The following is a 26,489-nucleotide window of genomic DNA, read 5'->3' as shown; positions in this document are numbered from 1 at the left end:
TGGCGACGTCAGGCGGCAACCGGCTGATGGCCGGCGTTGTCGCCATAGGCCTCTTCCCGGTAGAAGCCGAGACTCTCGATGACGGGCAGATCGTTGAAGCAGAACAGGCAGGCGTCCTCGCTGCCCGACGCATTGCCGTGCTCATGCCAGGCCCAGGAGGGAACGCAGAAGATGTCGCGCTCCTGCCACTCGAAACGCTGGCCGGCGATGATCGAATAGCCGCGCCCCTTGGCGACCTGGTAAATGAAGCTGCCGGTGTGCCGATGCGACTTCGTCTTCTCGCCCGGCCGCAGCAGTTGCATGCTCGCGCCGATCGTCTGCATCACGTGTCCGCCGGAGATCGGATTGACGTAGTTCATGAGAATCCCGTCATAGGGCGAACCGTCGGTCGCGGCGGCATATTTGCGCAAGGACTCGTAGGTCGGCTCCCACTCGTATTTGAACATGGGAGAATAGCCCTTCGACCATTTCGAATCCGCCGGCCGAAGCCCGGGATTGCCCCAGGTCTTGGTCATGTCGTCTACGGGATAGCCGGAGTCCTCCTGTTGCACCTTGGGATGGACCGCGAAAAAGTTCGCCTCCAGCGCGTTGACCAGCGGGATGTCCAGGCCGTCCTGCCAGATGCACACCGAGCCGTTGCCTTCGACGCCATGCTCGTGCCAGGTTCCGTTCGGCGTGAGCACGAAATCCCGCGCCCCCAGCGTCATCTTGTGCCCGTCGACGATGGTGTAGGCGCCCGAACCCTCCATGATGAAGCGCAGGGCTGAAGCCGAGTGCGCGTGCGCTGTTGCGACCTCGCCGGGATGCATCACCTGCAATCCCGAATAGAGCCAGCCGACCGCGGCCGACACGTCGCGGCGGCCGGGATTGTTGAGATAGATCACCCGCCGCCCCGCCTTCTCCGGCGAGACGAGTTCGACCGAGCGCAGCACGTGCTCGCGCAGATCGTCGTAGCGCCAGAGCACGGGAACCGACGCCGATTGCGGCGCCCACGGCTCGATCTTGTTGGCGACCGTCCACAGCGCGCCCGCTTCGTACTTTTCGAGGTCCTTGTAATAGGCCTTGAGCTCGGGGGTATCTTCGACATTGGCCCGGCCGACGACGTTCTCGCGCATCCTATCCTCCAAGTCCTGTCTCATGTCTTTGCCTAGGGCATGATGAATTGCGGCCGCTTCCTCACCGTCATGGCCGGGCATAGCCGTCCAAAGGACGGCGTCGCTCCGCTCGCCTATGTCCCGGCCATCCACGATCTTTCCCGCAGCACGAAGAACGTGGATGCCCGGGACAAGCCCGGGCATGACGAGTTTGTGGTGCGACCATTCCCAACAACCATCTCCATCATTCCGATTTGAGCGGTATAGACGTAAAGCTCGCCTGCTCGACGGCATCACCATCGGCCAAACCGAGCGGCGCCAGAGGGCGGCGGTTGACTCGCAAATCGAAAATATCGAACCGGTTGTAGTGTCCGACGATGTCATGCATCTGCTTCGGCTGAATGCAGCGGTCGAGATCGATGTCGGCGTAGACGATGCCTTCGTCGTCGATCAGGGGATCGCCGACCACGCGGCCGTCAGGTCCGATAATTCCGGAGAACGCGCTCGACTTCCGCTGCAGGCGCGCACGCGCGTCGGGGACGACCGTTTCCATCGCCGTGATGATCTCCTCCGACACGGTCGAGCAGGAGACGACCGTAAAAATCTTGCCTTCAAAGGAATGGGGGATCGCACGCAACTTGATCGCCTCCGCCATGTCGTAGTCGGGCGGCGCGACCGGAAGCGAGATGTAGCTGGCGACATGCACGAGCTCACCCTGACCCAACAGCGCAAAGCGCGCGAGCGTGTTGGTGTTCTCGCCGCAGGCGAGGCCGCCGAGACGCCCGATCTCGGTATCATAGACGCGCAGGCTCGATCCGTCACCGCCGGTCCAGGTCAGCTTCTCCGCCCAGGTCGGCACCAGCTTGCGGTGCTTGCCAAGCACCGCGCCGTCCGGCCCGATGAAAACCAAGGTATTGTAGATCGCGCCCAGCGACACCGGGCTGCGCTCGTTCACGCCGAGCACGACGTAGCATCCGGTGTCGCGCGCGGCCTTCCTAACGACATCGACCTCCGGACCCGGCACCAGCACCGATGCCTTGGCGAGCTTCTCGAACCATGCGCTGCCCGTGACGGGATCGGTGATCCAGTTCCAGTAGGGATAGCCGGGAACGAACACTTCGGGGAACGCGACGAGCTTCGCGCCATTGGCTGCGGCTTCACGGACCAGTGAAGCTGCCTTGTCGGCTGTCGCGCCCGGGTTGAGATAGACAGGTGAAGCCTGGACGGCGGCGGCTCTAAAGCGAGGCAGCTTCAGCATTGGCCCTACCCTGTCGCTGGCTCATGATCGCCTTGCCGGAGCAGAGGTCCGCAAGCGTGATAGCATGGCGCGGCGTTGACTTCCTTCACATGTAAACGTATGCTATCGCATATTTCTGGAGGGTGCAATGGCTGAACGGTCTTTTGCTCGCGAAGTCGAGGATCTCCGGCTCGGCGATGGCGATACGTTCCGCGGCGAAGGCATCCTCGCCATCACCAAGGCGCTGCTGCAATCCGGCGTCGCCTATGTCGGCGGCTACCAGGGCTCGCCGATCTCGCACCTGATGGACGTGCTCGCCGACGCCAAGGACGTGCTCGACGATCTCGGCGTCGTGTTCCAGAGCTCCGCCAACGAAGCGGCCGCAGCCGCAATGCTGTCGGCCTCGGTGATGTATCCCCTGCGCGGCGCGGTGGCGTGGAAGTCGACGGTCGGCACCAACGTCGCCTCCGACGCGCTCGCCAATCTCGCCTCGGGCGGCGTCACCGGCGGCACGATGATCATCGTCGGCGAGGACTATGGCGAAGGCTCCTCCATCATGCAGGAACGGACCCACGCCTTCGCGATGAAATCGCAGATCTGGCTGCTCGATCCCCGCCCCGATCATGAGTGCATCGTCAATCTGATCGAGAAGGGTTTTGAGCTCTCCGAATTCTCCAACACGCCCGTGATGCTCGAGGTTCGTGTCCGCGCCTGTCACATGCACGGCAGCTTCGCCTGCAAGGACAACGTCAAGCCGGCGCACACCATCAAGGACGCGCTCAACAACCCCAGGCGCGACGTCAACCGCATCGTGCTGCCGCCGGCGGCCTATGAGCATGAGCAGGAGAAGATCAAGACGCGGATGCCCGCCGCGATCGGCTTCATCCGGGACAACAAGCTGAATGAATGGATGGGGCCGAAGCAGGGCAAGGTCGGCATCATCATGCAAGGCGGCATGTACAACAACGTGATCCGCGCGCTGCAGTATCTCGGACTGTCGGATGCCTACGGCAACACGCAGGTTGCGCTCTACGTCATGAACGTCACCTACCCCGTGATCGACACCGAGGTCGCGGAGTTCTGCGTCGACAAGGACGCCGTCCTGATCGTCGAGGAAGGCCAGCCGGAATATCTGGAGCAGGCGATCAACACCGTGCTCCGCCGCAGGGACATCCAGGCGCGCATCCATGGCAAGGACGTGCTGCCGATGGGTGGCGACTACACCGCGCAGGTCCTGCTCGGCGGCGTCAGGGACTTCCTGGAGAAGACCGAGCCGCGGCTACTCGGCAACCGGCCGCCGGCGCCGGACGCCGTTCCCGTGCTCAATCACCCCGCGGTCGAGAAGCTGAAGCAGGTTGTGCCGGCGCGCCCTCCCGGGCTCTGCACCGGGTGCCCGGAGCGGCCGATCTTCGCCGCCATGAAGCTCGTCGAGGAAGAGCTCGGCCAGCATCATGTCTCGGCCGACATCGGCTGCCATCTGTTCTCGATCCTGCCGCCCTTCAATATCGGCGCGACCACCATGGGCTTCGGCCTTGGCCCGGCCTCGACCTCGGCCTTCAACGTCAAGGCCGACAAACGCTCGATCGCGGTGATGGGCGACGGCGGCTTCTGGCACAACGGACTGACCAGTGGCATCGGCAATGCCGTGTTCAACAAGCACGACGGCGTTTTCGTCATCGTCGACAATTTCTACACGTCGGCGACCGGCGGTCAGGACATCCTGTCGTCGCGCGCGACCAACAAGCGGCGCGACACCAATAATTCGATCGTCAAGGCCGTGAAGGGCATCGGCGGCCAGTGGGTGCGCCAGCTCGACCGCACCTATGACGTCGGCAAGATGCGCGACACGCTGAAGGAAGCGCTGACGACCAAGGAGGAAGGCCCCAAGGTCATCGTCGCGTCCTCCGAATGCATGCTCAACAAGCAGCGCCGCGTGAAGCCGCAGATCAACAAGGCCATCAAGGACGGAGTGCGCACCGTCAAGGAGCGCTTCGGTGTCGACGAGGACGTCTGCACCGGCGACCATGCCTGCATCCGGCTCTCGGGCTGCCCGTCGCTTTCGGTGAAGCAGCTGGACGATCCCTTGCGCGACGATCCGGTTGCGGCGATCGACAATTCCTGCGTCGGCTGCGGCAATTGCGGCGAGGTCTCCGAGGCCGCCGTGCTCTGCCCCTCGTTCTATCGCGCGGACGTCATTCACAATCCGACCGGCTGGGACAGGTTCAAATCCAAGGTTGCGATGGCCGTGATCGGCTGGTTGCAACGGCGGCGTGATCGCCGGCGTCCGGCGCTCGAGGCGTTGGCATGAGAGACGAGACGGTCCGGCTGGCCCTCCCCGCCGCCGGCGAGGCAACCGAGCGACCGATCTCCATCGCGATCGTCGCGATGGGTGGCCAGGGCGGCGGCGTCCTGACCGACTGGATCGTTCAGCTCGCCGAGAACCATGGCTGGGTCGCGCAATCGACCTCGGTGCCCGGCGTCGCCCAGCGCACCGGCGCCACGATCTACTATATCGAGGCGATGCCGCCGCTCGACGGCCGCAAGCCGATCCTGTCGTTGATGCCGACGCCCGGCGACGTCGACGTGGTGATGGCGGCGGAGTTCATGGAGGCCGGCCGATCGATCCTGCGCGGCCTCGTGACGCCGGATCGCACCACGTTGATCGCATCCAACCACCGGTCGTTTGCGATCGGCGAGAAGATCGCACCGGGCAACGGCATCGCCGACGGCGGCGCCGTCACCGGCGCCATCGGGGTTGCCGCCAAGTCCGAGATCATCTTCGATCTGAACGCGCTGGCGATCGCGCATGGCAGCGTCATCTCGGCCGCGATGTTCGGCGCGCTTGCGGCGACCGCTGTGCTGCCGTTCAGCCGCGACAGCTATCTCGACGTGATCCGCGCAGGTGGGAAAGGCGCCAAGGCTAGCGTGGAGACGTTTGAAGCCGCGTTTGACCGGGTCAAGACCGGCTCACCCGAGGTCGCAGCGCCAGCGCTATCAAAGCAGGCCGATCACGTCCCCTCTCCCGCAACGCCCGATCCAGATCTCGCCGGGCTCATCGCAAGACTGAAGCAGGAACTGCCCGAGCCCCCGCTCACCATGGCTCGCGCCGGCCTGAAAAAGGTGGTCGACTTCCAGGACGTCGCCTATGGCGCCGAGTATCTCGACATTCTCAAGACGTTGCACGCCGCCGACCGAAACGCGGGCGGTGGTGCGCGCGCCTATGCCTTCACGGAGACCGCGGCAAAGTACCTCGCCAACGCCATGGCCTATGACGACGTCATCCGCGTGGCCGACCTGAAGACGCGCGCCGGTCGCCGTGCGCGCATCGAGAGCGAGCTCGAGATGTCCCAGGGACAGGTGCTCCAGACCACCGAGTTCATGCATCCGCGCATGGAGGAGGTCATGGGCGTGCTGCCCGCGGGCTTCAGCCGCTGGCTCGGCGCGCGGCCGCGCCTGCTCGGCTGGCTCGATCGCCGCGTCAACCGGGGACGCCGGGTGCGGACCTACTCGCTGCCCTGGTTCCTGACGCTCTATGTCGTGGCCGGACTACGCGGCCTGCGACGCCGCTCGCTGCGTCACGCCGTCGAGACCGCGCATCGGAACGGATGGCTCAAGGCGGCAACCGATGCGGTCGCCACCAACTACCAGCTCGGTGTCGAGATCCTGCAATGCCGACGCCTCGTGAAAGGCTATTCCGATACCCACAGCCGGGGGCTGTCGAAATTCGACAGGACGCTGGCGGCGATCAAGCTGGTCGAACGACGCGAGGATGCCGCCGATTGGGCCCGCCGCCTGCGCGAGGCCGCGCTGAAGGACAGCGCCGGCAAGGAGCTCGACGGCGTGATCCAGACCATCAAGACTTTTGCATGATTCCATCGGAGGGGAACGCGGGAGTGGATTGCCGTTCGACCCCCAAGACGTCAGGATCAGGCGACTTGACTACGATTCTCAAATTGTTAATCGGAGCGAAAGACCCGCGATAATCCCTCCAATCGACGAGACATCTTGTACTCGATGGTCATGCAATGCCGGCAGCACTCAAAGAGAACATTGTTCCCGTCCCTGGGCAGATCGAAACCCGGCTCTGGCTTCAATTGCTGTCGCTGCATGGCGAGCTGTTCGCGTCGCTGAATTCGATGCTGAACGCCGAGTTCGGCCTGTCGCTCGCAAAATTCGACGTGCTGGCCCAGCTCGATCGCTACAGGGATGGCCTCGCGCTCGGGCAGCTGTCGCAAAATCTGAAAGTCACCGGCGGCAACGTCTCGGGGCTGGTGCAGCGTCTTCTCGCCGACGACCTCATCAGCAGGGAAATGTCGAGCGAGGACCGGCGGTCCTTCATCGTGCGCCTGACGCCGAAGGGCGAAGCGCTGTTCAGGAAGGCAGCCGACGTCCACAAGAAGCATCTCGGCAAACGGCTCGAGAATGTTTCGGCCCGGGAGCTGGACGGTGCGCTGTCCGTACTGAAATCCCTTTCTTCAAAACTTAATACCGAGAGCAAGAAGCAAAGTCGCAAGAGATAATGGCCAGAGAATCCAAGAGCAGATGGAAGTCGGGTCCGCCGAGGACGCGAGACCAGCTGCAAACCTACATCCCGTATCTGTTCAACCGGCTTGCCAATCGCTGGAATCTCGATCAGAACCGCGACCTGAGCGACCACGGCATCAACAATGTCGTGTTCCGGACGCTGTCGGTCCTGTTCATCTACAAGACCTTGACGGTCAACGAGGTCGCCGTTCTCGCGGTGACCGAGCAGTCGACGGCGAGCCGCATGGTCGAGTCCATGGTGTCATCGGGCCTCGTCAAGCGCGAGATCGCGGAGGAAGACCAGCGCCGCCGCGTCGTGGGTCTGACCCCGGACGGCGAGGCGCTGCTGCGCAAGATCTGGCCGATCATGGCGAGCAACTACGACAAGCTGATCGAAGGCATCGAGCCTGACGACATCGAGGTCTGTGCGCGCGTGCTGGCCAGGATGGTCGAGAATATCCGCCAGAACCAGATCTGATCTTGTTTATTGGAGCATGATCTTTTCGGAAAACCGCTTCACACTTTGCGCTAACGCGGCCCTCCGGGTCCGGATCATGCTCACGGACCAAGGCCGACAAGGCTGGTGCCGCCGCAGACATAGAGCACCTGGCCAGTGACGAAGTCCGAGCGTTCGTCGAGGAAGAAACTGATGGCGTGCGCGACATCCTCGCGCGAGCCGAGCCGCCCGACCGGCACGTTGCGCGCCATCCGCTCCTGCTGCTCGGAGCCCTTGGGAATGATGCCCCAGAAATTGTCGGTCAGGATCGGCCCTGGCGCGACGACATTCACGGTGATGCCGCTCGCGGCGAGCTCCAGCGCCCAGGTGCGCGCCATGCCGTGCACGCCGGCCTTGGTCGCCGAATAGGCCGACCGCGTCGCCGCGCCCATCGCGGCCCGCGAGCTGACGAACACGATGCGGCCGAAGCGGCGCGCACGCATCCCCTCCAGCGCCGCCTGGGTCAGCAGCATCGGCGCGCCCAGATGCAGCTGCGCCAGCATCAAAATGTCTTCCGGCTTAGCATCGGGCAGCAGGTTCGGCAGGATCACGCCGGCATTGTGCACGAGGCGATCGACGGCGTGATCGCGGCAGATCTCCTGCGCGATCGCGCGTGTCTCCTCGATATTGGAGAGATCAGCGCGATAGGCCGCGAGCAGATCATGCGTCCAGTCCGGCTTCTCCAGCCCGACCGAGACCACGCGCTGCCCGCTCTCGACGAGCTTCTTCGCCAAGGCCTCGCCGATCCCCGAATTGCCGCCGGTGATGAGTGTCGTGCGGATGTCGCTCATGATCAAACCTGCCGCCGCTTGAGGTCGCGAAGGTCGAAGAACGCACCGTCGCGCATCAGCCTGGCGACGAAATCCTTCAGGCCGCCGCGCTGGATCTTCTCGGTCGCGGTCAACGGCAGGCTGTCGACGAAACAGATCCAGCCCGGCGCCTTGTAATAGGCCATCTGCTCCAGGCTCCAGCGCACGATCTCCTCGGCGCGCGCGCGGTCAGCACCGGCCTCCTCGGCGATGATGACCGCCGCAACCTCGTCGCCGCGCACCTGATCGGGCGTCGCGGCCACCGCGGCCTGCCTGATTGCGGGATGGCGGTTGAGGACGGACTCGACCTCGACTGCGGCAATGTTCTCGCCGGAACGGCGGATCACGTTCTTCTTGCGGTCGACGAAATGGAGGTCGCCGTCCGCATCGCGCGACACGATATCGCCGGTGTGCAGCCACCCGCCGTCCCACGCCTCGGCGGTGGCGGCCTCGTTCTTCAGGTACTCGTGGAAGAAACCGTAACGCGGGTCCGCACCTGCGCGCCGCACCAGGAGCTCGCCTGGCGTCCCGACCGGCGCGTCGTTGCCGCTGTCGTCGACGATACGAACGTCGACCTCGGGGGCCGGACGTCCGAAACAGCTCGTGCCGATCTTGCGCGGCTCGACATTGGCGGCGATGACGCCGCCGCTTCCCGTCTCGGTCATCGCCCAGGCCTCCAGCAGCGGAAAGCCGAAGCGCTCCTCGAACGGCGCATGCAGGAGCTTGTCGACGCCGGCGCCGAAGCCGAAGCGCACGGCGTGCGCGCGGTCCTGCTCCGATTGCGGCGCACTCATCAGCATCGAGGGCATCACGCCGAGATAATGCAGACAGGTCGCGCGGCTGTCGCGGACGGACGCCCACCAGGTACGCGGATGGAAACGATCGAGCATGGTGAGGCTGCCGCCGACCGAGAGCATCGCCATCAGCGACACCGCCATCGCGTTCATGTGAAACAGCGGCAGCGGCGTGATCATGCGCTCACAGTCCGGCTTGAGATCGATCAGCCCGCCGACATCGCGATACCAGTTTCCGGAATGCAGGAAATATGTGTTGGTGAGCACGCAGCCCTTGGGCTGTCCCGTGGTTCCAGACGTATAAAGCAGCGCGCATTCGCTCGCGTCGCTTCCGGCGGTCGAAGGCCGCGCATCTCCGAAAGGTACGGGAACGTCGTCCTGATCGGTCACGACCGGGATCGGCCGGCCGGCCTGGCGCGCCGCGGTCTCGACCTCGTCGCGCCGCTCGGCGAGGACGAACGCTGCATTCATCTCGGAATGCGCAATGATGTATTCGAGCTCGCTGATCCGCAAATCGGGATTGATCGGCACGACGGACACGCCGAGCGCGTTGAGCGCGAACCACAGCTCGACGAACACCGGCCTGTTCTGGAGCAGCAGCCCGACCCTGTGGCCTTCGCCATAGCCCCGGCTTGCAAAAACCGAGCGCCAGCGCTCGACCCGATCGAGCATGGTGCGGTAGGAAATCTCGCCTGCCGCGATGCCATAGATATCGGCGGTCTCCGGCAGCACGTTGAGAAAGCCTGCCTCCTCCCGGCGAAGGGCGGTCTCGCGAAAGCGGGCGTAGACTGTGGTCGCAGCGGTCAAGGCGTACTCACATGAAAAGCTGGATGTTGCCGAACGGCGCGTCGAAATTGACGAGATCGACCCGCTTGAGCTTGATCTTCAGGGCATCGCCGACGTCTACGAATTCGTGCGACGCCCATCCCGAATAGCGCTCCAGCAGATCACCGCGGGTCTCGGTGTAGATATAGGACGTCCGCGCCTTGTAGACGCCCGCAGCCGGGTCGCACGCCACGATCCGCGGTGCCTGGAGAAGATGATGGCAACGGCTCTTCGGCTTCTGGCTGAAGGTCCGCTCGCCGGCGAGCCGCTCGACCCGCACCTTCAGGAGCAGCAGATCCTCGTACATCAACGAGGGCTGGAGCACCGGATCCTGCTGCTGCCATTCGAGCGGCATCCAGTAGCGCCCTTTGGGGTGAAACAGATCGAGCCAGGCCTGCCATTGCATCGTGTCGAGCAGCTCGGCTTCCAGATAGATGAAGTCCGTGATGGCCTTCTCGTCGATCATTCCGCGGCCTCGGCACGCTTGTCCATGTCCATGGTCATGAATTTCGACCAGGCGTGGAACTGGTTTCGCATCTGTCGCTCGGACGTGCCGTTGGTTACGGCCGTGACGTCCTGCTCTTCATGGCTCTCGTAGAGGCGCCGCAGATTGACCCATTGATTGCCGTTCGACTTCAGTCCTTCCTGCGCCCGCTCGTACATTTCGAGATCGTCGTGCCCGACGATCGAGGTCGGCGCGTTGATGAAGCGGTTGTACATCAGCGCCCGCTCGTAGAGCTTGTCCGGCGCGCCGACCAGGCGATAGACCCAGCTCTCGACCAGCGTCTTGTCGACCGCGATCGGGATGAAATTGCGCAGGATCTGCACGGCGCCCTTGACCATGATGTTCGGGAAATACACGGTGTTGTGCCTGACCTCGCCGAGGATCTCGTGCGCCCGCTGCTCGCCGTAGGCCGCGACCATCTGGCCGAGATAGCCTTCGATGTCCGAATAGTTGGAATGGATGGAGTTGGCGACGCCGGTATGGCCATGGCCGTTCGGCCAGATCCTGATGCCGCTCTGTTCGTAGAACTCGTACGGGCTCATGAAGGGACCGTAGAGCTGCACCGCCATCGGCGTCTCCGTGGAATCGCCCTGCTCGCGCTTCCAGACCTTGACCGCGGTACCGGCCGAGCTCTCATGCGCCACCATCGGATGGCAGGTGTCGGTCTGGTTCTCGACCAGCATCTTCCAATTGCAGGTGTGCATGTAGCGGATCGGCGTCGCCTGGACTGCGAGCTTCCCCTCCGGCGAGCGGTCGACCATGTTGTCGATGGTCGAAAGGCTCTCGCCGAAATAATCCTCGAAGGACACGCCGTCGTCGCTCAGGCGGGCGAAGATGAAATCGCGATAGATAACGACGTTCCTGACCTTCGACAGTCCCTCATTCGCTTGCGTGTCGCCAAAGCCGGTTCCCTCGTAGCCTTTCTTCAGCGGGATCGCGAGCAGCGAGCCGTCGGTCTTGAACGACCAGGCGTGATAGGGGCAGCGGAAGAACTTTCCGGTGTTGCCGCAGGGCTCGGAGGCGATCTTCACGCCCTTGTGCGGACAGCGGTTGTAGAAGACGTGGATGGAGCCGTCGGTGTGGCGGCTCGCCAGCACCGGCTGACGGCCGATATTGGCGGTGATGAAATCGCCGGGCTTTCCCAACTGGCTCGCGTGCCCGACATAGATCCAGCTGTTCGGAAACAGGTGCTCCATCTCGAGCTCGAAGATCTCGGGGTCGACATAGACGTCGCGATGCACCTCGGCCTCGCGCACCAGCGCCGCGATCGCATCGGCATTCTGTCCGTATTTCGCCATGACGTCCCTCGCCTCCCCTAGAGATCCAGCACCAGACGTTCCGACTTCGCGCGTGATACGCAGATCTGCATGACCTTGTTGGACGCCTTCTCGTCGTCGCTGAGGATGATGTCGCGATGGTCGGGTACCCCTTCGATCACGCCGCACTGGCAGATGCCGCAATCGCCGCGCTGGCAGTCGTAGAGCACGTCGAGACCCGCGGCCTCCAGCGCCTGGATGATGGTCTGACCGGCCGCGACGCTGACGACCCGCCCGGTCGATTTGAGCTCGACCTCGAACGGCAAGTCGGGCGAGGACGATTGCTCGGCCTTGAAGAGCTCGTAGTGGATGCGGTCGGCCGGAATGCCCCTGCCTAGCGCAGCCGCCTTCACCGCTTCAATCATGCCGGCCGGACCGCAGGCGTAAATGTGGGCGTTTGCGGCGGCATCGCCGAGCGCTGCTGCAATGTCCAGGCGGGACTCGTCGCTGTCGTAGTGGATGGACAGGCCCTTGGCGCATATCTCCTGCAGGTGCGGCAGGAACGCGAGCAGGCCTTGCGTGCGGCCCGCATAGTGCAAGCGATACGGGCTTCCCCGGGCCGCGAGATTCGCCGCCATCGACAGGATCGGCGTGACGCCGATGCCGCCGGCGAACAGCAGCGCGGGCGCTGCTCCCTCCTGCAGGTGAAAATTGTTGACCGGCGCCGTTGCCTTCACGACATCGCCGATCTTCAACGCGTGCATGAACTGCGAGCCGCCGGTCGAAGCCTCCTCGCGCAGCACCCCGAGCGCCAGCGTGCCCTCGGGGAGGCCCGGCAAAGCCATCAGCGAGTACGGCCGGTCGCCTCCATTCGGGAGCGCCACGCGGATATGTGCGCCCGCCTGCCATCGCGGCGCGACGCCGTCCTCCACGCCAAACACAAGGCTCCGTATGAACGGCGTCTCCGCGGCATACGATCTGACCTTGAGCTTGAGCGGATGCGTGTCCATTCAGGCATCTCACGAATTATATGAATTTGCATATTTTTAGACATGTAATAATTAGCTGTCAATCGCCGGCGCGGGCTCAGGCTCGGATTGCAGTCCCAGGCACGTCTCGTTGGTGCAGGACGGTTGGCACGGCCCCTCCGAGGTTGCCCACGCTTCAGCGGATGACGAGTCACTCCGAAGAACGGCCGGCCGCGCTTTCAATGGACTTTGCTGCCCGTGCACACGCAGCCTTTGAGCGCCCGCCCCGATCCATCATGGGTCGTGGGAAGACCTCAACTCAAGCCATTCATTTTGCTGAGGTATTTTGTCGTCGACAATCCACCGACGCCGCGTTCGGTGCCCTGGTGACCGCGCAAGATGACAGCAATCGCGCTGCAAACACAGCAATCGCTCTGGAGCGCGGAAGCAGCCCCACCGCTAACGGTTGAGGGTAGCAAATCCAAGACCAAGCCATGTCCCTGTTCCCGAGCGGCACCGCCACACCCGCCTCCATTGTCGAGGCTCAGAAAGCCGTTCTGGGCAATCCACCCAAGGCACGCGCGAGCTTTGCCAAGGGCCGCTGCGTCCGGGGGACCTACATCCCTTCGGATCGGGCCGACGAGGTCACGAAGTCGCGGAGCTTCACAACACCATCGCGCGTGCTGGCGCGCTTCTCGGTGGACGGCGGTCCCCACGAATCCGAGACCAGGGATCTCGCGCTGCGCGGCTTCAGCTTCAGGCTCGGCAACGACGAGCATCGCTCCGACATCCTCACACAGAGCGCTCCGGTTCATTATGCGAGGACGCTCGATCAAATGCTGGCATTCCTCACCTCGCGCATGCCCGGCCGCGACGGCAGGCCGGACCTGGAGAAGATCAAGGCCTTCTCCACCGCCAATCCCGAAACGCTGCGTCAGGCGAACTACATCGCCGCGCATCCGCCTCCCCCGAGCTTTGCCGGCACGACCTACTGGGCCGTCCACGCCTTCCCCGCAACGAATTCGAGGGGCGAGACGCAGTTCATCAAATTCAAGGTCGTCCCGGTCGGTAGCGAGCTTGCCGCGATCAGGGGTAAGGCCAAGAGGACGTCCGCCGACGTCCTGCACGACGATCTCAAAGGAAGGATCGCGACGCGCGATATCCGGTTCAGCCTGATGGCGCTGCTCGGTCGTCCCGATGACCCGACGCAGGACGTCACGATCCGGTGGCCGGATGAGGACAGCCGGGAAGCCGTACGGCTCGGAACGATCGTGATCACCGCGATCGAAGCGGACGAGACGTGCGATACTTCCGGCTTCGATCCGGCGAATCTTGCGGAGGGCATCGGTTATCCGCCGGATGAGATCTTCGCGGCGCGTCGCGACGCCTACGCCAATTCAGTGGCGCAGCGCCGCTGATTGGACGATCACGTCTCGCTGTCCCTGATGCCAAGCGCTTCGCGGCGCCACGCCGCCGGGCTGACGCCCACCTGTGCCGAGAATACCTTCGTGAAGTGGCTTTGATTGGCGAACCCGACCGAGATCGCAATCTCGGACAGCGGCAGGTCGCGCAGGGTCATCAACTGCTTTGCCGCCTTTACACGCTGGCGGAGCAACCACTGGTGAGGCGGAAGGCCGGTCGAGATTCGAAACGCCCGGGAAAAATGGCTAACCGAGAGATCAAACTCGGCCGCGATCTGTTGCAGTGAAAACGTCCCGCCAAGATCCGAGTCGAGCCTTTCGCAGGCTCGCCTCACCTGCCACGGAGAAAGACCGCCCCGGGCCGCATCCGCGACGCGCTGCCATCCGCCATAGGTCTGGGCAATGTGGGCCGTGAACGCGAGCATCATGTGGTCGATGAAGAGCTGGTTGGCCTCTGCCGGACGACGCAGTCCTTCCAACATCAGGGCGCCGACATGGCGCATGATCTCGTCGTCATGGCCGAAACCATACCGGCACGCGAGGTCGCCAATGGGCGGCGTGCGGGCTTCTCGCGCGATTCCGTCGAGCGTCAGACGGGGAAGATAGAAATGGACGGAATGGAACGGCTTGTCGATGACGAAGCGCGGATCGTGCCGGAGATCGTACAGATAGGTCGTACCGGCTCTGACATCCGTCTTCGTAAAGCACTTGCCGTGCTCCCAGAGCTCGCAGTCAGGATAATCCTGCAGCTTCAGGCTGACGAGATAGGCGTCGTCGGCAAGCGAGCCGGAAAGACCCTCTACCGGCTCACTGTTCAGGGTTTCGGTGACCGCAACGTCGACGCCTCGCCGCGACCGCGTGATCAGCGAAGGCGGTGCATCCGCCAGGCTCAACTGCCGCTTGACCCTCTGTCCGAAGGTGCCAGCCAGTGCCATTCGATCGACCCATCCGCGCAGTCGCGTCGCGGCGTGATTTGCGATTGCGACGGGCCGCCGCTGTCGATTGTGGCAAAGCCATTTTCAGAAGCGATTTCAATATCTAATGCGTAAATCATGAGCTTGATTCTCCGCAGTCGTCCGGGGATCGCCGATCACAAGATCTCGCGTCCGAGTGCTTTGAACAGAATCAGGACAAGCACCGCGGTTTCAGGAAAGACCCCGTAGTCCCACGTGCCTAGAAAACCACACCGAGCGCTCGCGGCGCGCTGCGGCACCCGTACGGGCGCAAAAGAAGCGATGGCTTCACGCCGGGCGCGCAAATCGCGCTCAGCCGCGAGTGCAAGGCCCCTGAGACGAGCACGTCCAATGAGCAAACCGATCTCGCACAATTCTGCGCGTGAAAATCCTCCGGCCGCATCCGAGCCAAGCCAAGGCCAGTCGTCGTCGACCGGGCGGCGTGCCGCTGATGCCGAGATGGCGCGTGTGCTCCACACCGAACCATTTCGCGTGGCATTGGACTCCTCCGGTGCCGGGATCGCCCACTGGAAACACGAACCCTTGCACGACGTCGTCGAGCCCATGAGCCACCACGTCATCATGGCCTACAACGGCGCGGTGCAGCACATGGAGCGGCGGTCAGGACGGTCGGTTGCGATTGGAACGTTTCGTCGCGGGGCTGTGATCATCATTCCCGAAGGATCGAGCTCCCGATGGGATATTCCGAAGCCCGTCGACGTCGTTCAGCTCTATCTCCCCCACGCAACGCTTAAACGCGTCGCCGACGAAGCCGCGAGCGGCACATCGAGCGAACTCCTGGAGCGAACGGCGCATCCCGATCCCATTACGTCCCGATTGATCCTGAGCGCGGTCAACACGCTGGAGAGCAATGCGGCCCTGGACACGCTGTTCAGGCATCAGTTGATCGACCTCCTGGCGATGCGTCTCCTGGTTGCCCATACCGGCTCGCAAGCCCCATTCCAGCCGACCATCGGTGGGCTTTCGCCCAAGGTCCTGGCCCGTGCCATCGAACGCTTGCGCTCGGACAGCGATACCGACGTCTCCCTCGATGCCCTCGCCTCCGATGCCGCCTTGTCGCGTTTCCACTTCTGCCGCGCATTCAAGGAAAGCACCGGGCTCTCGCCTCACGCCTGGCTACGACAATACCGGCTCGAGCAAGCCATGAACCTGCTTCGCGATACCGACGCATCGATCGCCCTGGTTGCGGCAGAGCTTGGTTATGCCTCGCAAACGGCCTTCGCCGCGGCGTTCAAGCGATTGAACGGCGAAACGCCAAGCGATTGGCGACGACGCGTGCGTTAGCAGCAATCGCTCCGCGGGTCCCGAAGTGCCTTCCGAACGCGAGACTAACTCCATGGACAAGCCAATCCTGCACGATCCTTTGGGGGCTCTGCTGGCCGCACCCGATGCGCGCCATAGCGACTCGCCGAACGTCGAGCGGCGGCCTGCCGATGTGGAGATGGCGCGCATCCTGAAGACCGCGCCGCTCCAGATGGCTTCGGACCCCTCCAATGGCGGCATCGCGCATTGGAAGCACGGCGCTCTGCACGACGTCGTCGAGCCCATGACCGACCACGTCATCATGACGTACCCCACAGGCGTTCAGCGCCTGGAGCGACGCGCCGGAAAATCGGTTGCGATTGGAACGGCCCGTTCCGGAGTCGTGACGATCATTCCGGCTGGTTCGAGCGCCAGATGGGATATTCCCGGTCCTGTCGATGTCGTCCAGCTGTATCTTCCGCACGCAACGCTCGAACGCGTCGCCCGCGAAGCCGACGCGCCCATTCCCGGTGATCTTCTGGAGCGAACCGGGCATCTCGACCCTGTCACATCCGGACTGCTGATGAGCGGGGCGGATGTGTTGGAGGGCAACGCGGTTCTGGATGCACTCTTCAGGCAGCGACTGACCGATATCATCGCCACGCGCATCCTGGCCGCGCACATCGGCGAGCCGACCGCCATCGAGCCGATCATAGGCGGGCTGGCTCCCCAAGCTCTGCGACGCGCGATCGAACGCTTGCGTTCGGACAGCGATTCCGACGTCTCTCTTGCGGCGCTCGCTTCGGACGCCGGCCTGTCTCGCTTCCACTTCTGTCGTGCTTTCAAGGAAAGCACCGGTCTTTCGCCGCATAGCTGGCTACGCCAGCACCGGCTCGAGCAGGCCATGAACACGCTGCGCGACACCGAAATCCCGATCGCCACGGTGGCGGCTGAGCTTGGCTATGCCTCTCAAACCGCCTTTGCCGCCGCGTTCAGGCGATTGACGGGAGAAACGCCGAGCGATTGGCGACGTCGCATGCGCTAAGCAGCAATCACTCTGCAGGCAGAGCAATCGCTCTGGCGCAACTGCAGGTCCGCTCCGCTAAATGATCAGGGTGCCCTCGATCCAATAGACGGAGACGAACAATGACCTGGAAGAACTTGGTTAGTCCGGTCAAACTCGTGCCGCGACGAAGGATGGCCGCAAGCGCCATCATGTACGGACTTTCAATGGCCGTTCGCTTCACCTCGGCGACCGGCGAGGAAGTGGAAATACCGGCGCAGTCCATACATAACGCAAGTCCGGTGATGCCCATCATCGACAGGGATGGCGGCCAGCTCCCGTACGCCGATTGGCGTCCGAACGCCATCGACCCAATTTTCTTTCGTCACCGCCGGCCGCCGCCTATGGCTGCAATGCCAGGCTGCCCCTCTCCCTGAGAATTCGCGATCTCACTTCACGTCTTCGCGTCATCGGCCTCGACGATCCGCCACGAGAGTGGCGGCGGCGGTGACGCGCCCATGCCCGGAAAGCTCAATCCACAGGAGATCATCAAATGCGACTCGTCATTATCGGCGCCGGCTTTGCCGGCATGTACGCCGCACTTTCCGCCGCGCGCCTGCGGGACATTCAGGGCGCTTCGCCCAAACAACTCGAAATCGCGCTTGTTGCACCGGAGCCGACGCTCGTGGTCCGGCCCCGCCTCTACGAAAGCAAGCCGGAAACCCTGACGGCACCTCTGCAAGACGTATTGAAGGCCATCGACGTCGTCTACGTGCAAGGCAGCGTCGGGACCATCGATACCAAGTCTCGTGTGATCGAGCTCGTCACGGCCAAAGGCACGAAGCAGAATCTCTCCTACGATCGGCTGGTCGTTGCCACCGGCAGCCGGCTGTTCCGACCAAACATCCCCGGCATTGCCGAGCACGCTTTCAGCGTCGACAAGCTCGACGATGCGATTGCGCTCGAGCGGCATCTCCATGATCTGGCCGATCGGCCTGCAAGGAACGGACGCGATACGGTCGTCGTGGCCGGCGGCGGGTTCACCGGTATCGAGACGGCGACGGAGATGCTGGCGCGGCTGCGTGCGGTCCTCGGCAAGAACGCCAAGGCGCGCGTCGTCATCGTCGATCGCAACAGCACGATCGCTCACGATATGGGCGCGGATTCCCGCCCCGTCATTGAGGATGCGCTGCGCAAGCTTGGCGTGGAGACCCGCCTCCGCACCGGTGTCACCTCGCTCGACAAGTCTGGCGTCACGCTTTCCAGCGGCGAACACATCGAAGCCGAGACCGTGATCTGGGCCGCCGGCATGCGCGCCGCTCCTCTGACCGCGCAGATCCCGGCCGAGCGCGACAATCTGGGCCGCCTCCTTGTCGACCGCGACTTGCGCGTGCCTGGTGTCGCCGGCGTCTTTGCCACCGGCGATGCCGCCAAAGCAGCCTGTGATGACGTCGGCAACCACGCGCTGATGTCGTGCCAGCATGCCACGCGAATGGGCGCGTTTGCCGGCAACAATGCCGCTGCCGAACTTTTGGGTGTCGCGACCAGGCCTTATCACCAGAAGGCCTACGCCACATGCCTCTATCTGGGAGAAGCCGGCGCGATCTTCACGCGAGGCTGGGATCGGAAGCTCGAGCTCGTCGGCGACGAGGCGAAGCGGACCAAGCAGCAGATCAATACCGTCTGGATCTATCCGCCCCGACCGGAACGAGCGGCCGCGCTGGCCTCGGCCGATCCGGAGCACGTCGGCGAGGTCTAGCTGCCTCACGCGAAACCGGGCCGCGCCGACCGTGCGCGGGCCCGGCCCGATCACCCCATACCAACCGGAGCCGACCATGATGAAACACGAGACCGTGCGCGCGAGCGCGTTCGCCATGCCACTGACCAGCCCGGCTTTCCCGCCCGGCCCCTATCGCTTCATCAATCGCGAATACTTCATCATCCAGTACCGGACAGATCCCGAGGCACTGCGCCGGATCGTGCCGGCACCACTCGAAATCACCGAACCGGTGGTGAACTATGAGTTCATCCGAATGCCGGACTCGACCGGATTTGGCGACTACACTGAAAGTGGGCAGGTCGTTCCGGTGTCCTATCAGGGCAAGGCCGGCAGCTTCGTTCACCAGATGTTCCTCAACGATCATCCGCCAATTGCGGGCGGGCGCGAGCTCTGGGGCTTTCCCAAGAAGCTGGCGCAGCCGAAGCTTGAGGTCGAGACCGACACGCTGGTCGGCACCTTGAACTACGGCTCGGTCCGCATCGCGACGGGCACGATGGGCTACAAGCACCGGGCCCTCGACGCCGAGGCCGAAGCAAAAAAGCTCGCCGCACCGAATTTCCTGCTCAAGATCATTCCGCATGTCGACGGCACGCCGCGCATCTGCGAGCTGGTGCGCTTCCATCTCGAAGACATCACCGTGAAGGGCGCCTGGACCGGGCCCGCTGCGCTCGACCTGTACTCGCACGCGCTCGCCCCCGTCGCCGAGCTGCCGGTGCTCCGGGTGCTCTCGGCGAAGCATATCGTTGCCGACCTGACGCTGGGGCTCGGCACCGGGGTCCACGACTATCTGGCCTCGAGCGAAACCGTGCGGCGGCGCGGATCCTCCGAGACCCTGGTCGACGCCAATGCCGGCTAATCGACATCATCCGTACCATCGGGAGTCCTCAAGATGCTGAACGTGATGCGCGAGCAAACCAATCCTGTGCCGCAGCGGAGCAATTCGCTGCCCTACGATGTCGTCGCCCTGGTGTTGCAAGGCGGCGGCGCACTCGGCGCCTATCAGGCCGGAGTCTATGAAGGCCTGCACGAGGCCGGCATCCGGCCGAACTGGCTGGCCGGCATCTCGATCGGCGCGCTCAACGCCGCGATCATCGCAGGTTCGCCGGAAGGCGAGCGTGTTGCACGGTTGCGCGAGTTCTGGGAGACCATCTGTGCCTTTTCGATCGAGTGGCCCGCCGGCGAAGGGCTCGCCAACGCACTGCCCTTTGCGTTCGACATCAACTCGGTACGCAACGCGATGGCGGCGGCGCGGGCCTTGATCCAGGGCCAGCCTGGCTTCTTCAAGCCACGCTTCCCCTCCCCGCTCTGGTCACCGTTCTCGGGCGACTCCGCGACCAGCTTTTACGATACGGCACCCCTGCACCGGACGCTGGAAAAGCTCGTCGACTTCGACCGGCTGAACTCGGGCGACGTGCGCGTCAGCGTCGGCGCGGTCAACGTCCGCACCGGCAACCTGACCTATTTCGACACCGCCGAGCGCCGGCTGGGACCGAAGCACTTCATGGCATCGGGTGCGCTGCCGCCGGGCTTCCCCGCCGTCGAGATCGAAGGCGAGCACTATTGGGATGGCGGCGTGGTTTCGAACACGCCTTTATCCCGCGTGCTGTCCGGCGAGCCGTGTGACACGCTGACGTTCCAGATCGATCTCTGGTCGGCCAAGGGCCACGTTCCCCACGACATGATGGAAGTGTCGAGCCGGCAGAAGGACATCCAGTATTCGAGCCGCACACGCGCCGTGACCGACCAGGTGCTGCGGATGCAGAAGATGCGTCGGGCCTTGCAGCGCACGATCGCGAAATTGCCGGACGCCGCCAGGCACGATCCCGAGATCCGCGCCATCGCGGAGATGGCGCGCCATCGTTGCTACAACATCGTGCACCTGATCTATCAGACCAAGATCCACGAGGGCCATTCGAGGGATTATGAGTTCGGGCTGAGCGCGATGCGCGCTCACTGGCAGAGCGGACTGGACGATATCCGCCGCACGCTGGCCGATCCGCGACGCCTGGACCCGCCGGCTCCCGAGCTCGGCATCGTCACCCACGACGTCCATCGCCGCGACTGAATCTCACCGCCCACCTCGTTTCGGAGAATACCATGTCTTCCATTTCCTATGCTCCCGGGCAGGACGCCAAAACCAACCTTCGGCCATCCGGGCAGGCGATCAAGCGGGCCGCCCTCGCCTTGGCACTGGCCCTGGGCGTCGTCGCCGCAGCCGAGTTCGGCCACCACTATCTCACCATCGGCCGCTATCTGGAGACCACGGACGACGCCTATGTGAAGGCGGATTCCACGATCATCTCGCCGAAAGTGTCGGGCTATATCGCGCAGGTCCTGGTCGGCGACAACGAAACGGTGAAGGCCGGCCAGTTGCTGGCAAAGATCGACGATCGCGATTTCCGCGCCGCGCTCGATCAGGCCGGCGCCGACGTCGCCGCATCCGACGCCGCTGTCCGCAATCTTGATGCACAGCTTGCCTTGCAGCAGCCGATCATCGAGCAAGGCACGGCCGATGTCGCTGCCGCCACGGCCAATCTGAAATTCGCGCAGGAAGAGCAGGTCCGATACGACGGGCTGATGAAGACGGGCTCCGGCACGGTGCAGCGCGCGCAGCAGACCGATGCGGCACTGCGCGCCGCCGCCGCGCAATTGCAGCACGCCAAGTCGGGCCTGCTCGCGGCCGAGCGCAAGGTCGACGTGCTCTCCACCGAACGCGCCAAGGCAGTCGCGCAGCGCGACCGCACCCGTGCGGTCGAGCAGCAGGCGGCACTGAACCTGTCCTACACCGGCATCATCGCGCCGGTCGACGGCACCGTCGGTGCGCGCTCACTCCGGGTCGGGCAGTTCGTCCAGGCCGGTACGCAGCTGATGGCCGTCGTCCCGCTCGATGCCGTGTACATCGTCGCCAATTTCAAGGAAACCCAGCTCACCCATGTGCGCGGCGGCCAGCCCGTCGAGCTGACCATCGACAGCTTCCGCGGCACCAGACTGCACGGCCATGTCGACAGCCTGTCCCCGGCCAGCGGTCTGGAGTTCGCGCTGCTGCCGCCCGACAACGCGACCGGCAACTTCACCAAGATCGTACAGCGCATGCCGGTGAAAATCGTCCTCGACGACCGCAGCCTGACCGGCCTGCTCCGTCCCGGCATGTCGGCCGAGCCGACCATCAACACCAAATCGGCGGCCATCGCCGAACGCGAAAGCAAAAAGCGCCTCGCATCGCGCCGCCCCGAGCCCCGCAGTTGAATGAACACGCGTCCCTGGCGGTTGTCTCCTCCCGGACAATCCGTTCGGACAATGCTTCTCTCGCAAGCGACGAGCAGACAACCATGACCACACTGCAACCGGCCATCGATGCCGTGCCCGCCGGCGAAGGCGAGCGGTCCGTCACCACACCGGCCCCGGCGGTCTCCGCCAAGACCTGGATCGCCATCGCTGGCGCCACGCTCGGCGGCGCCTTCATGGCGGTGCTCAACATCCAGATCGTCAACGCTTCGCTCGCCGACATCCAGGGCGCGATCGGGGCCGGTATCGATGACGGCGGCTGGATCTCGACCTCCTACCTGATTGCCGAGATTGTGGTGATTCCGCTGTCCGGCTGGCTGGCGCAGGCGTTCTCGATCCGCATCTATCTCCTGACCAATGCGACGTTGTTCCTGGTGTTCTCGGCGGCCTGCGCGCTGGCACAAGACCTGTCGCAGATGATCGTGTTGCGCGCCGTGCAGGGCTTTACCGGTGGCGTGCTGATCCCGATGGCGTTCACGTTCATCATCACGCTGTTGCCAAAGGCGAAGCAGCCGATCGGGCTGGCGCTGTTTGCGATCACCGCGACTTTTGCGCCCGCGATCGGGCCGACCATCGGCGGCTATCTCACCGAGAACTGGGGCTGGCAGTACATCTTCTACGTCAACCTGGTGCCGGGCGCGGTCATGATCGGCTTGCTATTCGTCTCGCTCGAGCCGCAACCGATGAAGCTGTCGCTGCTGCGCGAGGGCGATTGGGCCGGGATCGCCACCATGGCGATCGGCCTCGCCGCGCTGCAGACCGTGCTCGAGGAAGGCAACAAGGACGACTGGTTCGGCTCGCCGTTCATCGTCAAGCTGTCGATTGTCGCGGCGATCGCGCTGTCGGCCTTCCTGTGGATCGAGCTGGCGGCGAGGAAGCCGCTGCTGAACCTCCGCCTCCTGGCGCGTCGCAATTTCGGTTTCGGTATCCTCGCCAATTTCCTGCTCGGCATCGCGCTCTACGGCTCGGTCTTCATCCTGCCGGTCTATCTATCGCGCATCCAGGGCTACAACGCCGAGCAGATCGGCATGGTGCTGGCGTGGACCGGGCTGCCGCAGCTGTTGCTGATCCCGCTGGTGCCGCAGCTGTTACAGCGCTTCGACGCGCGGCTCATCATCGGTGTCGGCTTTGCGCTGTTCGCAGCCTCCAACTTCATGAACATCTCGATGACCAACGACTACGCCACCGACCAGCTCTTCTGGCCGAACGTCGTCCGCGCCTTCGGTCAGGCACTGGTGTTCGCTCCGCTGTCGGCTGTCGCGACATCGGGCATCGAGGCGGAGAACGCGGGTTCGGCCTCGGGCCTGTTCAACATGATGCGCAACCTCGGCGGCGCCGTCGGAATCGCGCTGCTGCAGACGCTGCTCACCAAGCGCGAGCAATATCACTCCAACGTGCTGACGCAGTCGGTCTCGCTGCTGGAGCAGGCCACGCAAGCCAGGCTCGAGAAGCTGACGCAGTATTTCATGAACCACGGCGTGACCGATCGCATCGACGCCGCTCACCGCGCCTATGTCGCGATTGGCAAGATCGTGCAGAAGCAGGCCTTCATCCTGGCATTCGGCGACATGTTCTACCTGCTCGGTGTCGCGCTGATCGTCGCACTCGCCGCGTCCATGATGCTGAAGAAACCCGGCCAGATCGAGGCCGGCGGCACCCACTAGTCCCCCACCCCACCTGACCTCGAAAGGAACTCCCATGTTGAAGGATAAGGTCGCTATCGTCACCGGATCGACCAGCGGTATCGGGCTCGGAATCGCCAGAGAGTTGGCCAGGCTCCGCGTCAACCTCGTGTTGAACGGCTTCGGCGACCCCGGCGAGATCGAAGCCATCCGCAGCGGGATCGAACGCGAGCACGGCGTGCGCGTGGTCTACGACGGCGCCGATATGTCGAAGGGCGATGCCGTGCGCCGATTGATCGCCGCGACAATCGAGACGTTCGGACGCCTCGACATCCTCGTGAACAATGCCGGCATCCAGTTCACCGCGCCGGTGGAAGAATTTCCGTCGGCCAAGTGGCATGCGATCCTGGACATCAATCTGTCGGCCGCGTTTCACGGCATCGCGGCGGCGGTGCCCCAGATGAAGAAGCAGTGCTGGGGCCGGATCGTCAACATCGCCTCCACCCACGGCCTCGTCGCATCGACGCACAAGGCGGCCTACGTCGCCGCCAAGCACGGGTTGATCGGCCTGACCAAGGTGGTTGGCGTGGAGACCGCCGGCAGCGGCGTGACCTGCAACGCAGTCTGTCCCGGCTGGGTGCGGACGCCCTTGGTCGAAAAGCAGATCAGCGACATCGCCGCACAGAAGAACATCAGCCAAAAGGACGCCGCCCCGACACTCCTGGGCGAAAAACAACCGTCGTCCGAGTTCGTCTCTCCGGAGCAGCTTGGAGGCACCGTGGCCTTCCTGTGCTCGCCCGCGGCGGACCAGATCACGGGCACCGCGATCGCGGTCGATGGCGGATGGACGGCACAGTAGCCGGCGGTCAGTGAGCGGCCCATGCGAACGGCCAGCATCGGAGTAGCCAAAGATGTCCCTGCTCGCCAGAGACCTCCTCATGCTGCAAAGGTCCGCGGATTCAGCGGATGACGCAACGGAGCTGTCGCGCCTGGAGGCGCGACTGCCACCGTTGCTCAGCGTCATCGCCGGAATGGTCGACTTCACCGGCTTCTTCACGCTGGGTCATATCTTCACGGCTCACGTGACCGGCAACATCGTGCTGGCCGCCGTCGTTGCCGTCGATGGCGGCTCGTTTCATTGGGCACAGCTGTTGGCGATTCCCGTTTTCATGCTGACCTTGGCGACCGTCTGGCTGATCGCCCAAGCTTCCGGCCGGCACGGTTCGAGCCTGGCGCGACTGTTGCTTCGGGTTCAGTTCCTCGTCCTGGCCGCGTTGTTGATCTTCAGCGTCATCACAAGGCCGTCTGCCGATGCGGCTGGATCCCGGGCCGGCGCGGCCGCGATGATCGCCGTGTCGGCCATGGCCTGCCAGTACGCGCTCCTTCGCCTCGCTCTGCCGGGCGCGATCTCGACCGCGGTGATGACCGGCAATCTGGCCAATGCCGTCTTGTCGGCGATGGACCTGCTCGCTCCACGCACCCCTCTGCTGCCGCATGATTCAACGCCGCTGGGTCGCTCGCTCCATCGTTTGCTCGGCTTCATCTTCGGCTGTGTCGCCGCCGCGGCGGCTGTTTCAGTGCTGGGAGACTGGGCCTGGTCCCTTCCGGCAGCCTTGTCTGCCGTCGCGGTCGCGGTGCGTTAGCGGGTCTGACTCAATATGCATACCGCAGCCGAAGCGCGGCATGATCGACCATCGACCTGTGGCTTAATCGGCAATCCTGCCATCCACGCACGTAACGCAAGCGCCGCCAACGCTGATCTCGCCGTCCGCTTCGATCGCCAAGGCGATGCGGCCATCGCGCCCGACGCAGCGCCCCTGCGCCGCCGTGTAGCTCGTCCCGGCCTTGAGGAGACCGCGGTCGCGATGGAACACGGCGATGGCGCCGTTTCCACTGCCGCATACCGGGTCCTCCTCGACGCCGCATGATGGTGCAAAAGAACGCACCTCGATAGCCGCCTCGCCATCAGCGTGACGGCCAAAAAGCGAGAGCCCGGTCACACCCAGCCGCTTCTCGAAGGTGGCCGAGCGCCGGAAGTCCGGCGTCAGCGCGAGAACGCTGTCCGCGTCGGCAAGTTGCGCGACGACCCAGACGGCCCCGACATCCACGATCGCTGGAGCCACCTCGCGAACGATCCGATGACCGATGACAGCTTCCAGTTCGTCGACGTCTGCGGCTGAAAGAGCCGTGACCTTCGCCGGCGGCAAGGCAAGCGTCAGACGCCTCTCCGCGCCGTCGCCCTCCACGGCAATCCGCACCAGCCCGACACCGCATTCCTGGACGAGACGGCCGGCCCGGAGCATCACGCGGCCCGCCTCCAACACGGCATGGGCGCTGCCGAGCGTCGGATGCCCGGCAAACGGCAGTTCGCTGCGGGGGGTGAAAATGCGCAGGCGGTAGTCCGCCTCGGAACTCGTGGGCGGCAAGAGAAATGTCGTTTCCGACAGGTTCGTCCAGCGGGCAATTGCCTGCATTTCGGCCGTCGCCAGCCCCTCGGCGTCAAAGACGACTGCGACGGGGTTTCCCAGGAAGGGTTTGGAGGAGAAGGCGTCGACGACTTTGTAGGCTCTCATGACTCTCGCTCTGCGGTTTGCCATCGCCGTGTTAACGCTTGACCAGCCCCGCTTGTAAAGGGCGGTGTTGCGAGGCGCCGA

Annotated in this window: 24 protein-coding genes; 15 read left to right on the top strand and 9 right to left on the bottom strand. The window is 64.1% G+C overall.

Annotation, left to right across the window (positions count from 1 at the left end):
- Positions 1 to 8: 8 nt before the first annotated feature.
- On the bottom strand, positions 9 to 1,115 hold the full coding sequence (locus tag AC1DW2_RS12960) for a cupin domain-containing protein (protein ID WP_477006234.1): 1,107 nt from the start codon (positions 1,113 to 1,115) through the stop codon (positions 9 to 11).
- A gap of 223 nt (positions 1,116 to 1,338) precedes the next feature.
- Complete coding sequence (locus AC1DW2_RS12955; RefSeq protein ID WP_477006233.1) at positions 1,339 to 2,352, bottom strand: carbon-nitrogen hydrolase family protein; 1,014 nt, start codon at positions 2,350 to 2,352, stop codon at positions 1,339 to 1,341.
- Positions 2,353 to 2,479: 127 nt separating this feature from the next.
- On the opposite strand from AC1DW2_RS12955, the gene AC1DW2_RS12950 reads away from it, so the two are divergent.
- The 4 genes from AC1DW2_RS12950 to AC1DW2_RS12935 all read left to right on the top strand — a co-directional run bounded on the left by AC1DW2_RS12950 (position 2,480) and on the right by AC1DW2_RS12935 (position 7,333).
- Entirely contained in the window at positions 2,480 to 4,639 is a 2,160-nt protein-coding gene (locus tag AC1DW2_RS12950) for a thiamine pyrophosphate-dependent enzyme (RefSeq protein ID WP_477006232.1), read from the top strand.
- Complete coding sequence (locus AC1DW2_RS12945) at positions 4,636 to 6,201, top strand: indolepyruvate oxidoreductase subunit beta family protein (RefSeq protein ID WP_477006231.1); 1,566 nt, start codon at positions 4,636 to 4,638, stop codon at positions 6,199 to 6,201. Before AC1DW2_RS12950 ends, AC1DW2_RS12945 begins: the two co-directional genes overlap by 4 nt.
- A 155-nt stretch (positions 6,202 to 6,356) precedes the next feature.
- Positions 6,357 to 6,851 carry a MarR family winged helix-turn-helix transcriptional regulator gene (locus AC1DW2_RS12940; protein WP_477006230.1) on the top strand — a complete coding sequence of 165 codons (495 nt, stop codon included), beginning with the start codon at positions 6,357 to 6,359 and terminating at the stop codon, positions 6,849 to 6,851.
- Positions 6,851 to 7,333: a MarR family winged helix-turn-helix transcriptional regulator gene (locus AC1DW2_RS12935; RefSeq protein WP_014496304.1), complete on the top strand. Its 483-nt coding sequence runs from the start codon at positions 6,851 to 6,853 to the stop codon at positions 7,331 to 7,333. The genes AC1DW2_RS12940 and AC1DW2_RS12935 overlap by 1 nt, the downstream gene beginning before the upstream one ends.
- 80 nt (positions 7,334 to 7,413) lie before the next feature.
- Here the strand turns inward: AC1DW2_RS12935 and AC1DW2_RS12930 are convergent, their stop codons facing one another.
- The 5 genes from AC1DW2_RS12930 to AC1DW2_RS12910 are packed head-to-tail and all read right to left on the bottom strand — an operon-like array spanning position 7,414 to position 12,550.
- Positions 7,414 to 8,142, bottom strand: coding sequence for an SDR family NAD(P)-dependent oxidoreductase (locus AC1DW2_RS12930; protein ID WP_477006229.1), 729 nt, complete (start codon positions 8,140 to 8,142; stop codon positions 7,414 to 7,416).
- Between the two features lie 2 nt (positions 8,143 to 8,144).
- Positions 8,145 to 9,761 carry an ATP-dependent acyl-CoA ligase gene (locus AC1DW2_RS12925; RefSeq protein ID WP_477006228.1) on the bottom strand — a complete coding sequence of 539 codons (1,617 nt, stop codon included), beginning with the start codon at positions 9,759 to 9,761 and terminating at the stop codon, positions 8,145 to 8,147.
- Between the two features lie 7 nt (positions 9,762 to 9,768).
- Complete coding sequence (locus tag AC1DW2_RS12920) at positions 9,769 to 10,245, bottom strand: aromatic-ring-hydroxylating dioxygenase subunit beta (protein WP_477006227.1); 477 nt, start codon at positions 10,243 to 10,245, stop codon at positions 9,769 to 9,771.
- Entirely contained in the window at positions 10,242 to 11,582 is a 1,341-nt protein-coding gene (locus AC1DW2_RS12915) for an aromatic ring-hydroxylating dioxygenase subunit alpha (protein WP_477006226.1), read from the bottom strand. Before AC1DW2_RS12915 ends, AC1DW2_RS12920 begins: the two co-directional genes overlap by 4 nt.
- 17 nt (positions 11,583 to 11,599) lie before the next feature.
- Positions 11,600 to 12,550 (bottom strand): PDR/VanB family oxidoreductase, encoded by a 951-nt coding sequence (locus AC1DW2_RS12910; RefSeq protein ID WP_477006225.1) that lies wholly within the window; start codon positions 12,548 to 12,550, stop codon positions 11,600 to 11,602.
- A gap of 452 nt (positions 12,551 to 13,002) precedes the next feature.
- Here AC1DW2_RS12910 and AC1DW2_RS12905 point away from each other — a divergent pair, with 452 nt between their 5' ends.
- Entirely contained in the window at positions 13,003 to 13,926 is a 924-nt protein-coding gene (locus tag AC1DW2_RS12905) for a catalase (RefSeq protein WP_477006224.1), read from the top strand.
- Between the two features lie 8 nt (positions 13,927 to 13,934).
- Here AC1DW2_RS12905 and AC1DW2_RS12900 read toward each other — a convergent pair whose 3' ends face one another.
- Positions 13,935 to 14,864 carry a helix-turn-helix domain-containing protein gene (locus AC1DW2_RS12900; protein WP_477006223.1) on the bottom strand — a complete coding sequence of 310 codons (930 nt, stop codon included), beginning with the start codon at positions 14,862 to 14,864 and terminating at the stop codon, positions 13,935 to 13,937.
- Between the two features lie 369 nt (positions 14,865 to 15,233).
- Between AC1DW2_RS12900 and AC1DW2_RS12895 the strand changes: the two genes are divergently transcribed.
- From AC1DW2_RS12895 to AC1DW2_RS12850, 10 genes are all read left to right on the top strand, one after another.
- Positions 15,234 to 16,187 (top strand): helix-turn-helix domain-containing protein, encoded by a 954-nt coding sequence (locus tag AC1DW2_RS12895; protein ID WP_477006222.1) that lies wholly within the window; start codon positions 15,234 to 15,236, stop codon positions 16,185 to 16,187.
- A gap of 52 nt (positions 16,188 to 16,239) precedes the next feature.
- The gene (locus tag AC1DW2_RS12890; RefSeq protein WP_477006221.1) at positions 16,240 to 17,190 is read left to right on the top strand and encodes a helix-turn-helix transcriptional regulator; all 951 of its coding nucleotides are present in this window, start codon (positions 16,240 to 16,242) and stop codon (positions 17,188 to 17,190) included.
- Between the two features lie 101 nt (positions 17,191 to 17,291).
- Positions 17,292 to 17,585, top strand: a complete 294-nt coding sequence (locus AC1DW2_RS12885) for a hypothetical protein (protein ID WP_477006220.1) — start codon at positions 17,292 to 17,294, stop codon at positions 17,583 to 17,585.
- Between the two features lie 116 nt (positions 17,586 to 17,701).
- A complete protein-coding gene (locus AC1DW2_RS12880; protein WP_477006219.1) occupies positions 17,702 to 18,907 on the top strand; it encodes an NAD(P)/FAD-dependent oxidoreductase in 1,206 nt (401 codons plus the stop codon).
- Positions 18,908 to 18,986: 79 nt separating this feature from the next.
- Positions 18,987 to 19,784 (top strand): acetoacetate decarboxylase, encoded by a 798-nt coding sequence (locus AC1DW2_RS12875; protein WP_477006268.1) that lies wholly within the window; start codon positions 18,987 to 18,989, stop codon positions 19,782 to 19,784.
- A 33-nt stretch (positions 19,785 to 19,817) separates the two neighbouring features.
- A complete protein-coding gene (locus tag AC1DW2_RS12870; protein ID WP_477006218.1) occupies positions 19,818 to 20,993 on the top strand; it encodes a DUF3734 domain-containing protein in 1,176 nt (391 codons plus the stop codon).
- Positions 20,994 to 21,025: 32 nt separating this feature from the next.
- Positions 21,026 to 22,174, top strand: coding sequence for an HlyD family secretion protein (locus AC1DW2_RS12865; RefSeq protein WP_477006217.1), 1,149 nt, complete (start codon positions 21,026 to 21,028; stop codon positions 22,172 to 22,174).
- A gap of 83 nt (positions 22,175 to 22,257) precedes the next feature.
- Entirely contained in the window at positions 22,258 to 23,877 is a 1,620-nt protein-coding gene (locus AC1DW2_RS12860) for an MDR family MFS transporter (RefSeq protein WP_477006216.1), read from the top strand.
- A gap of 34 nt (positions 23,878 to 23,911) precedes the next feature.
- Complete coding sequence (locus AC1DW2_RS12855) at positions 23,912 to 24,694, top strand: 3-hydroxybutyrate dehydrogenase (protein WP_477006215.1); 783 nt, start codon at positions 23,912 to 23,914, stop codon at positions 24,692 to 24,694.
- A gap of 52 nt (positions 24,695 to 24,746) precedes the next feature.
- Positions 24,747 to 25,478, top strand: a complete 732-nt coding sequence (locus AC1DW2_RS12850) for a YoaK family protein (RefSeq protein ID WP_084795221.1) — start codon at positions 24,747 to 24,749, stop codon at positions 25,476 to 25,478.
- 63 nt (positions 25,479 to 25,541) lie between these two features.
- Here the strand turns inward: AC1DW2_RS12850 and AC1DW2_RS12845 are convergent, their stop codons facing one another.
- Positions 25,542 to 26,408, bottom strand: a complete 867-nt coding sequence (locus AC1DW2_RS12845) for a PhzF family phenazine biosynthesis protein (protein ID WP_477006214.1) — start codon at positions 26,406 to 26,408, stop codon at positions 25,542 to 25,544.
- Positions 26,409 to 26,489 lie beyond the last annotated feature (81 nt).

The sequence above is a fragment of the Bradyrhizobium sp. P3_C3 genome (assembly GCF_056402655.1).
This window is presented reverse-complemented; position numbering and strand designations above follow the sequence as displayed.

Bases quoted from the DNA above. Each gene is read 5' to 3' on its own strand.
- AC1DW2_RS12865 (WP_477006217.1), top strand. From the start codon at position 21,026: ATGTCTTCCATTTCCTATGCTCCCGGGCAGGACGCCAAAACCAACCTT.
- AC1DW2_RS12935 (WP_014496304.1), top strand. From the start codon at position 6,851: ATGGCCAGAGAATCCAAGAGCAGATGGAAGTCGGGTCCGCCGAGGACG.
- AC1DW2_RS12910 (WP_477006225.1), bottom strand. From the start codon at position 12,550: ATGGACACGCATCCGCTCAAGCTCAAGGTCAGATCGTATGCCGCGGAG.
- AC1DW2_RS12880 (WP_477006219.1), top strand. From the start codon at position 17,702: ATGCGACTCGTCATTATCGGCGCCGGCTTTGCCGGCATGTACGCCGCA.
- AC1DW2_RS12875 (WP_477006268.1), top strand. From the start codon at position 18,987: ATGAAACACGAGACCGTGCGCGCGAGCGCGTTCGCCATGCCACTGACC.
- AC1DW2_RS12845 (WP_477006214.1), bottom strand. From the start codon at position 26,408: ATGAGAGCCTACAAAGTCGTCGACGCCTTCTCCTCCAAACCCTTCCTG.
- AC1DW2_RS12950 (WP_477006232.1), top strand. From the start codon at position 2,480: ATGGCTGAACGGTCTTTTGCTCGCGAAGTCGAGGATCTCCGGCTCGGC.
- AC1DW2_RS12905 (WP_477006224.1), top strand. From the start codon at position 13,003: ATGTCCCTGTTCCCGAGCGGCACCGCCACACCCGCCTCCATTGTCGAG.
- AC1DW2_RS12860 (WP_477006216.1), top strand. From the start codon at position 22,258: ATGACCACACTGCAACCGGCCATCGATGCCGTGCCCGCCGGCGAAGGC.
- AC1DW2_RS12890 (WP_477006221.1), top strand. From the start codon at position 16,240: ATGGACAAGCCAATCCTGCACGATCCTTTGGGGGCTCTGCTGGCCGCA.
- AC1DW2_RS12920 (WP_477006227.1), bottom strand. From the start codon at position 10,245: ATGATCGACGAGAAGGCCATCACGGACTTCATCTATCTGGAAGCCGAG.
- AC1DW2_RS12940 (WP_477006230.1), top strand. From the start codon at position 6,357: ATGCCGGCAGCACTCAAAGAGAACATTGTTCCCGTCCCTGGGCAGATC.
- AC1DW2_RS12855 (WP_477006215.1), top strand. From the start codon at position 23,912: ATGTTGAAGGATAAGGTCGCTATCGTCACCGGATCGACCAGCGGTATC.
- AC1DW2_RS12885 (WP_477006220.1), top strand. From the start codon at position 17,292: ATGACCTGGAAGAACTTGGTTAGTCCGGTCAAACTCGTGCCGCGACGA.
- AC1DW2_RS12915 (WP_477006226.1), bottom strand. From the start codon at position 11,582: ATGGCGAAATACGGACAGAATGCCGATGCGATCGCGGCGCTGGTGCGC.
- AC1DW2_RS12945 (WP_477006231.1), top strand. From the start codon at position 4,636: ATGAGAGACGAGACGGTCCGGCTGGCCCTCCCCGCCGCCGGCGAGGCA.
- AC1DW2_RS12850 (WP_084795221.1), top strand. From the start codon at position 24,747: ATGTCCCTGCTCGCCAGAGACCTCCTCATGCTGCAAAGGTCCGCGGAT.
- AC1DW2_RS12930 (WP_477006229.1), bottom strand. From the start codon at position 8,142: ATGAGCGACATCCGCACGACACTCATCACCGGCGGCAATTCGGGGATC.
- AC1DW2_RS12900 (WP_477006223.1), bottom strand. From the start codon at position 14,864: ATGGCACTGGCTGGCACCTTCGGACAGAGGGTCAAGCGGCAGTTGAGC.
- AC1DW2_RS12955 (WP_477006233.1), bottom strand. From the start codon at position 2,352: ATGCTGAAGCTGCCTCGCTTTAGAGCCGCCGCCGTCCAGGCTTCACCT.
- AC1DW2_RS12895 (WP_477006222.1), top strand. From the start codon at position 15,234: ATGAGCAAACCGATCTCGCACAATTCTGCGCGTGAAAATCCTCCGGCC.
- AC1DW2_RS12960 (WP_477006234.1), bottom strand. From the start codon at position 1,115: ATGCGCGAGAACGTCGTCGGCCGGGCCAATGTCGAAGATACCCCCGAG.
- AC1DW2_RS12870 (WP_477006218.1), top strand. From the start codon at position 19,818: ATGCTGAACGTGATGCGCGAGCAAACCAATCCTGTGCCGCAGCGGAGC.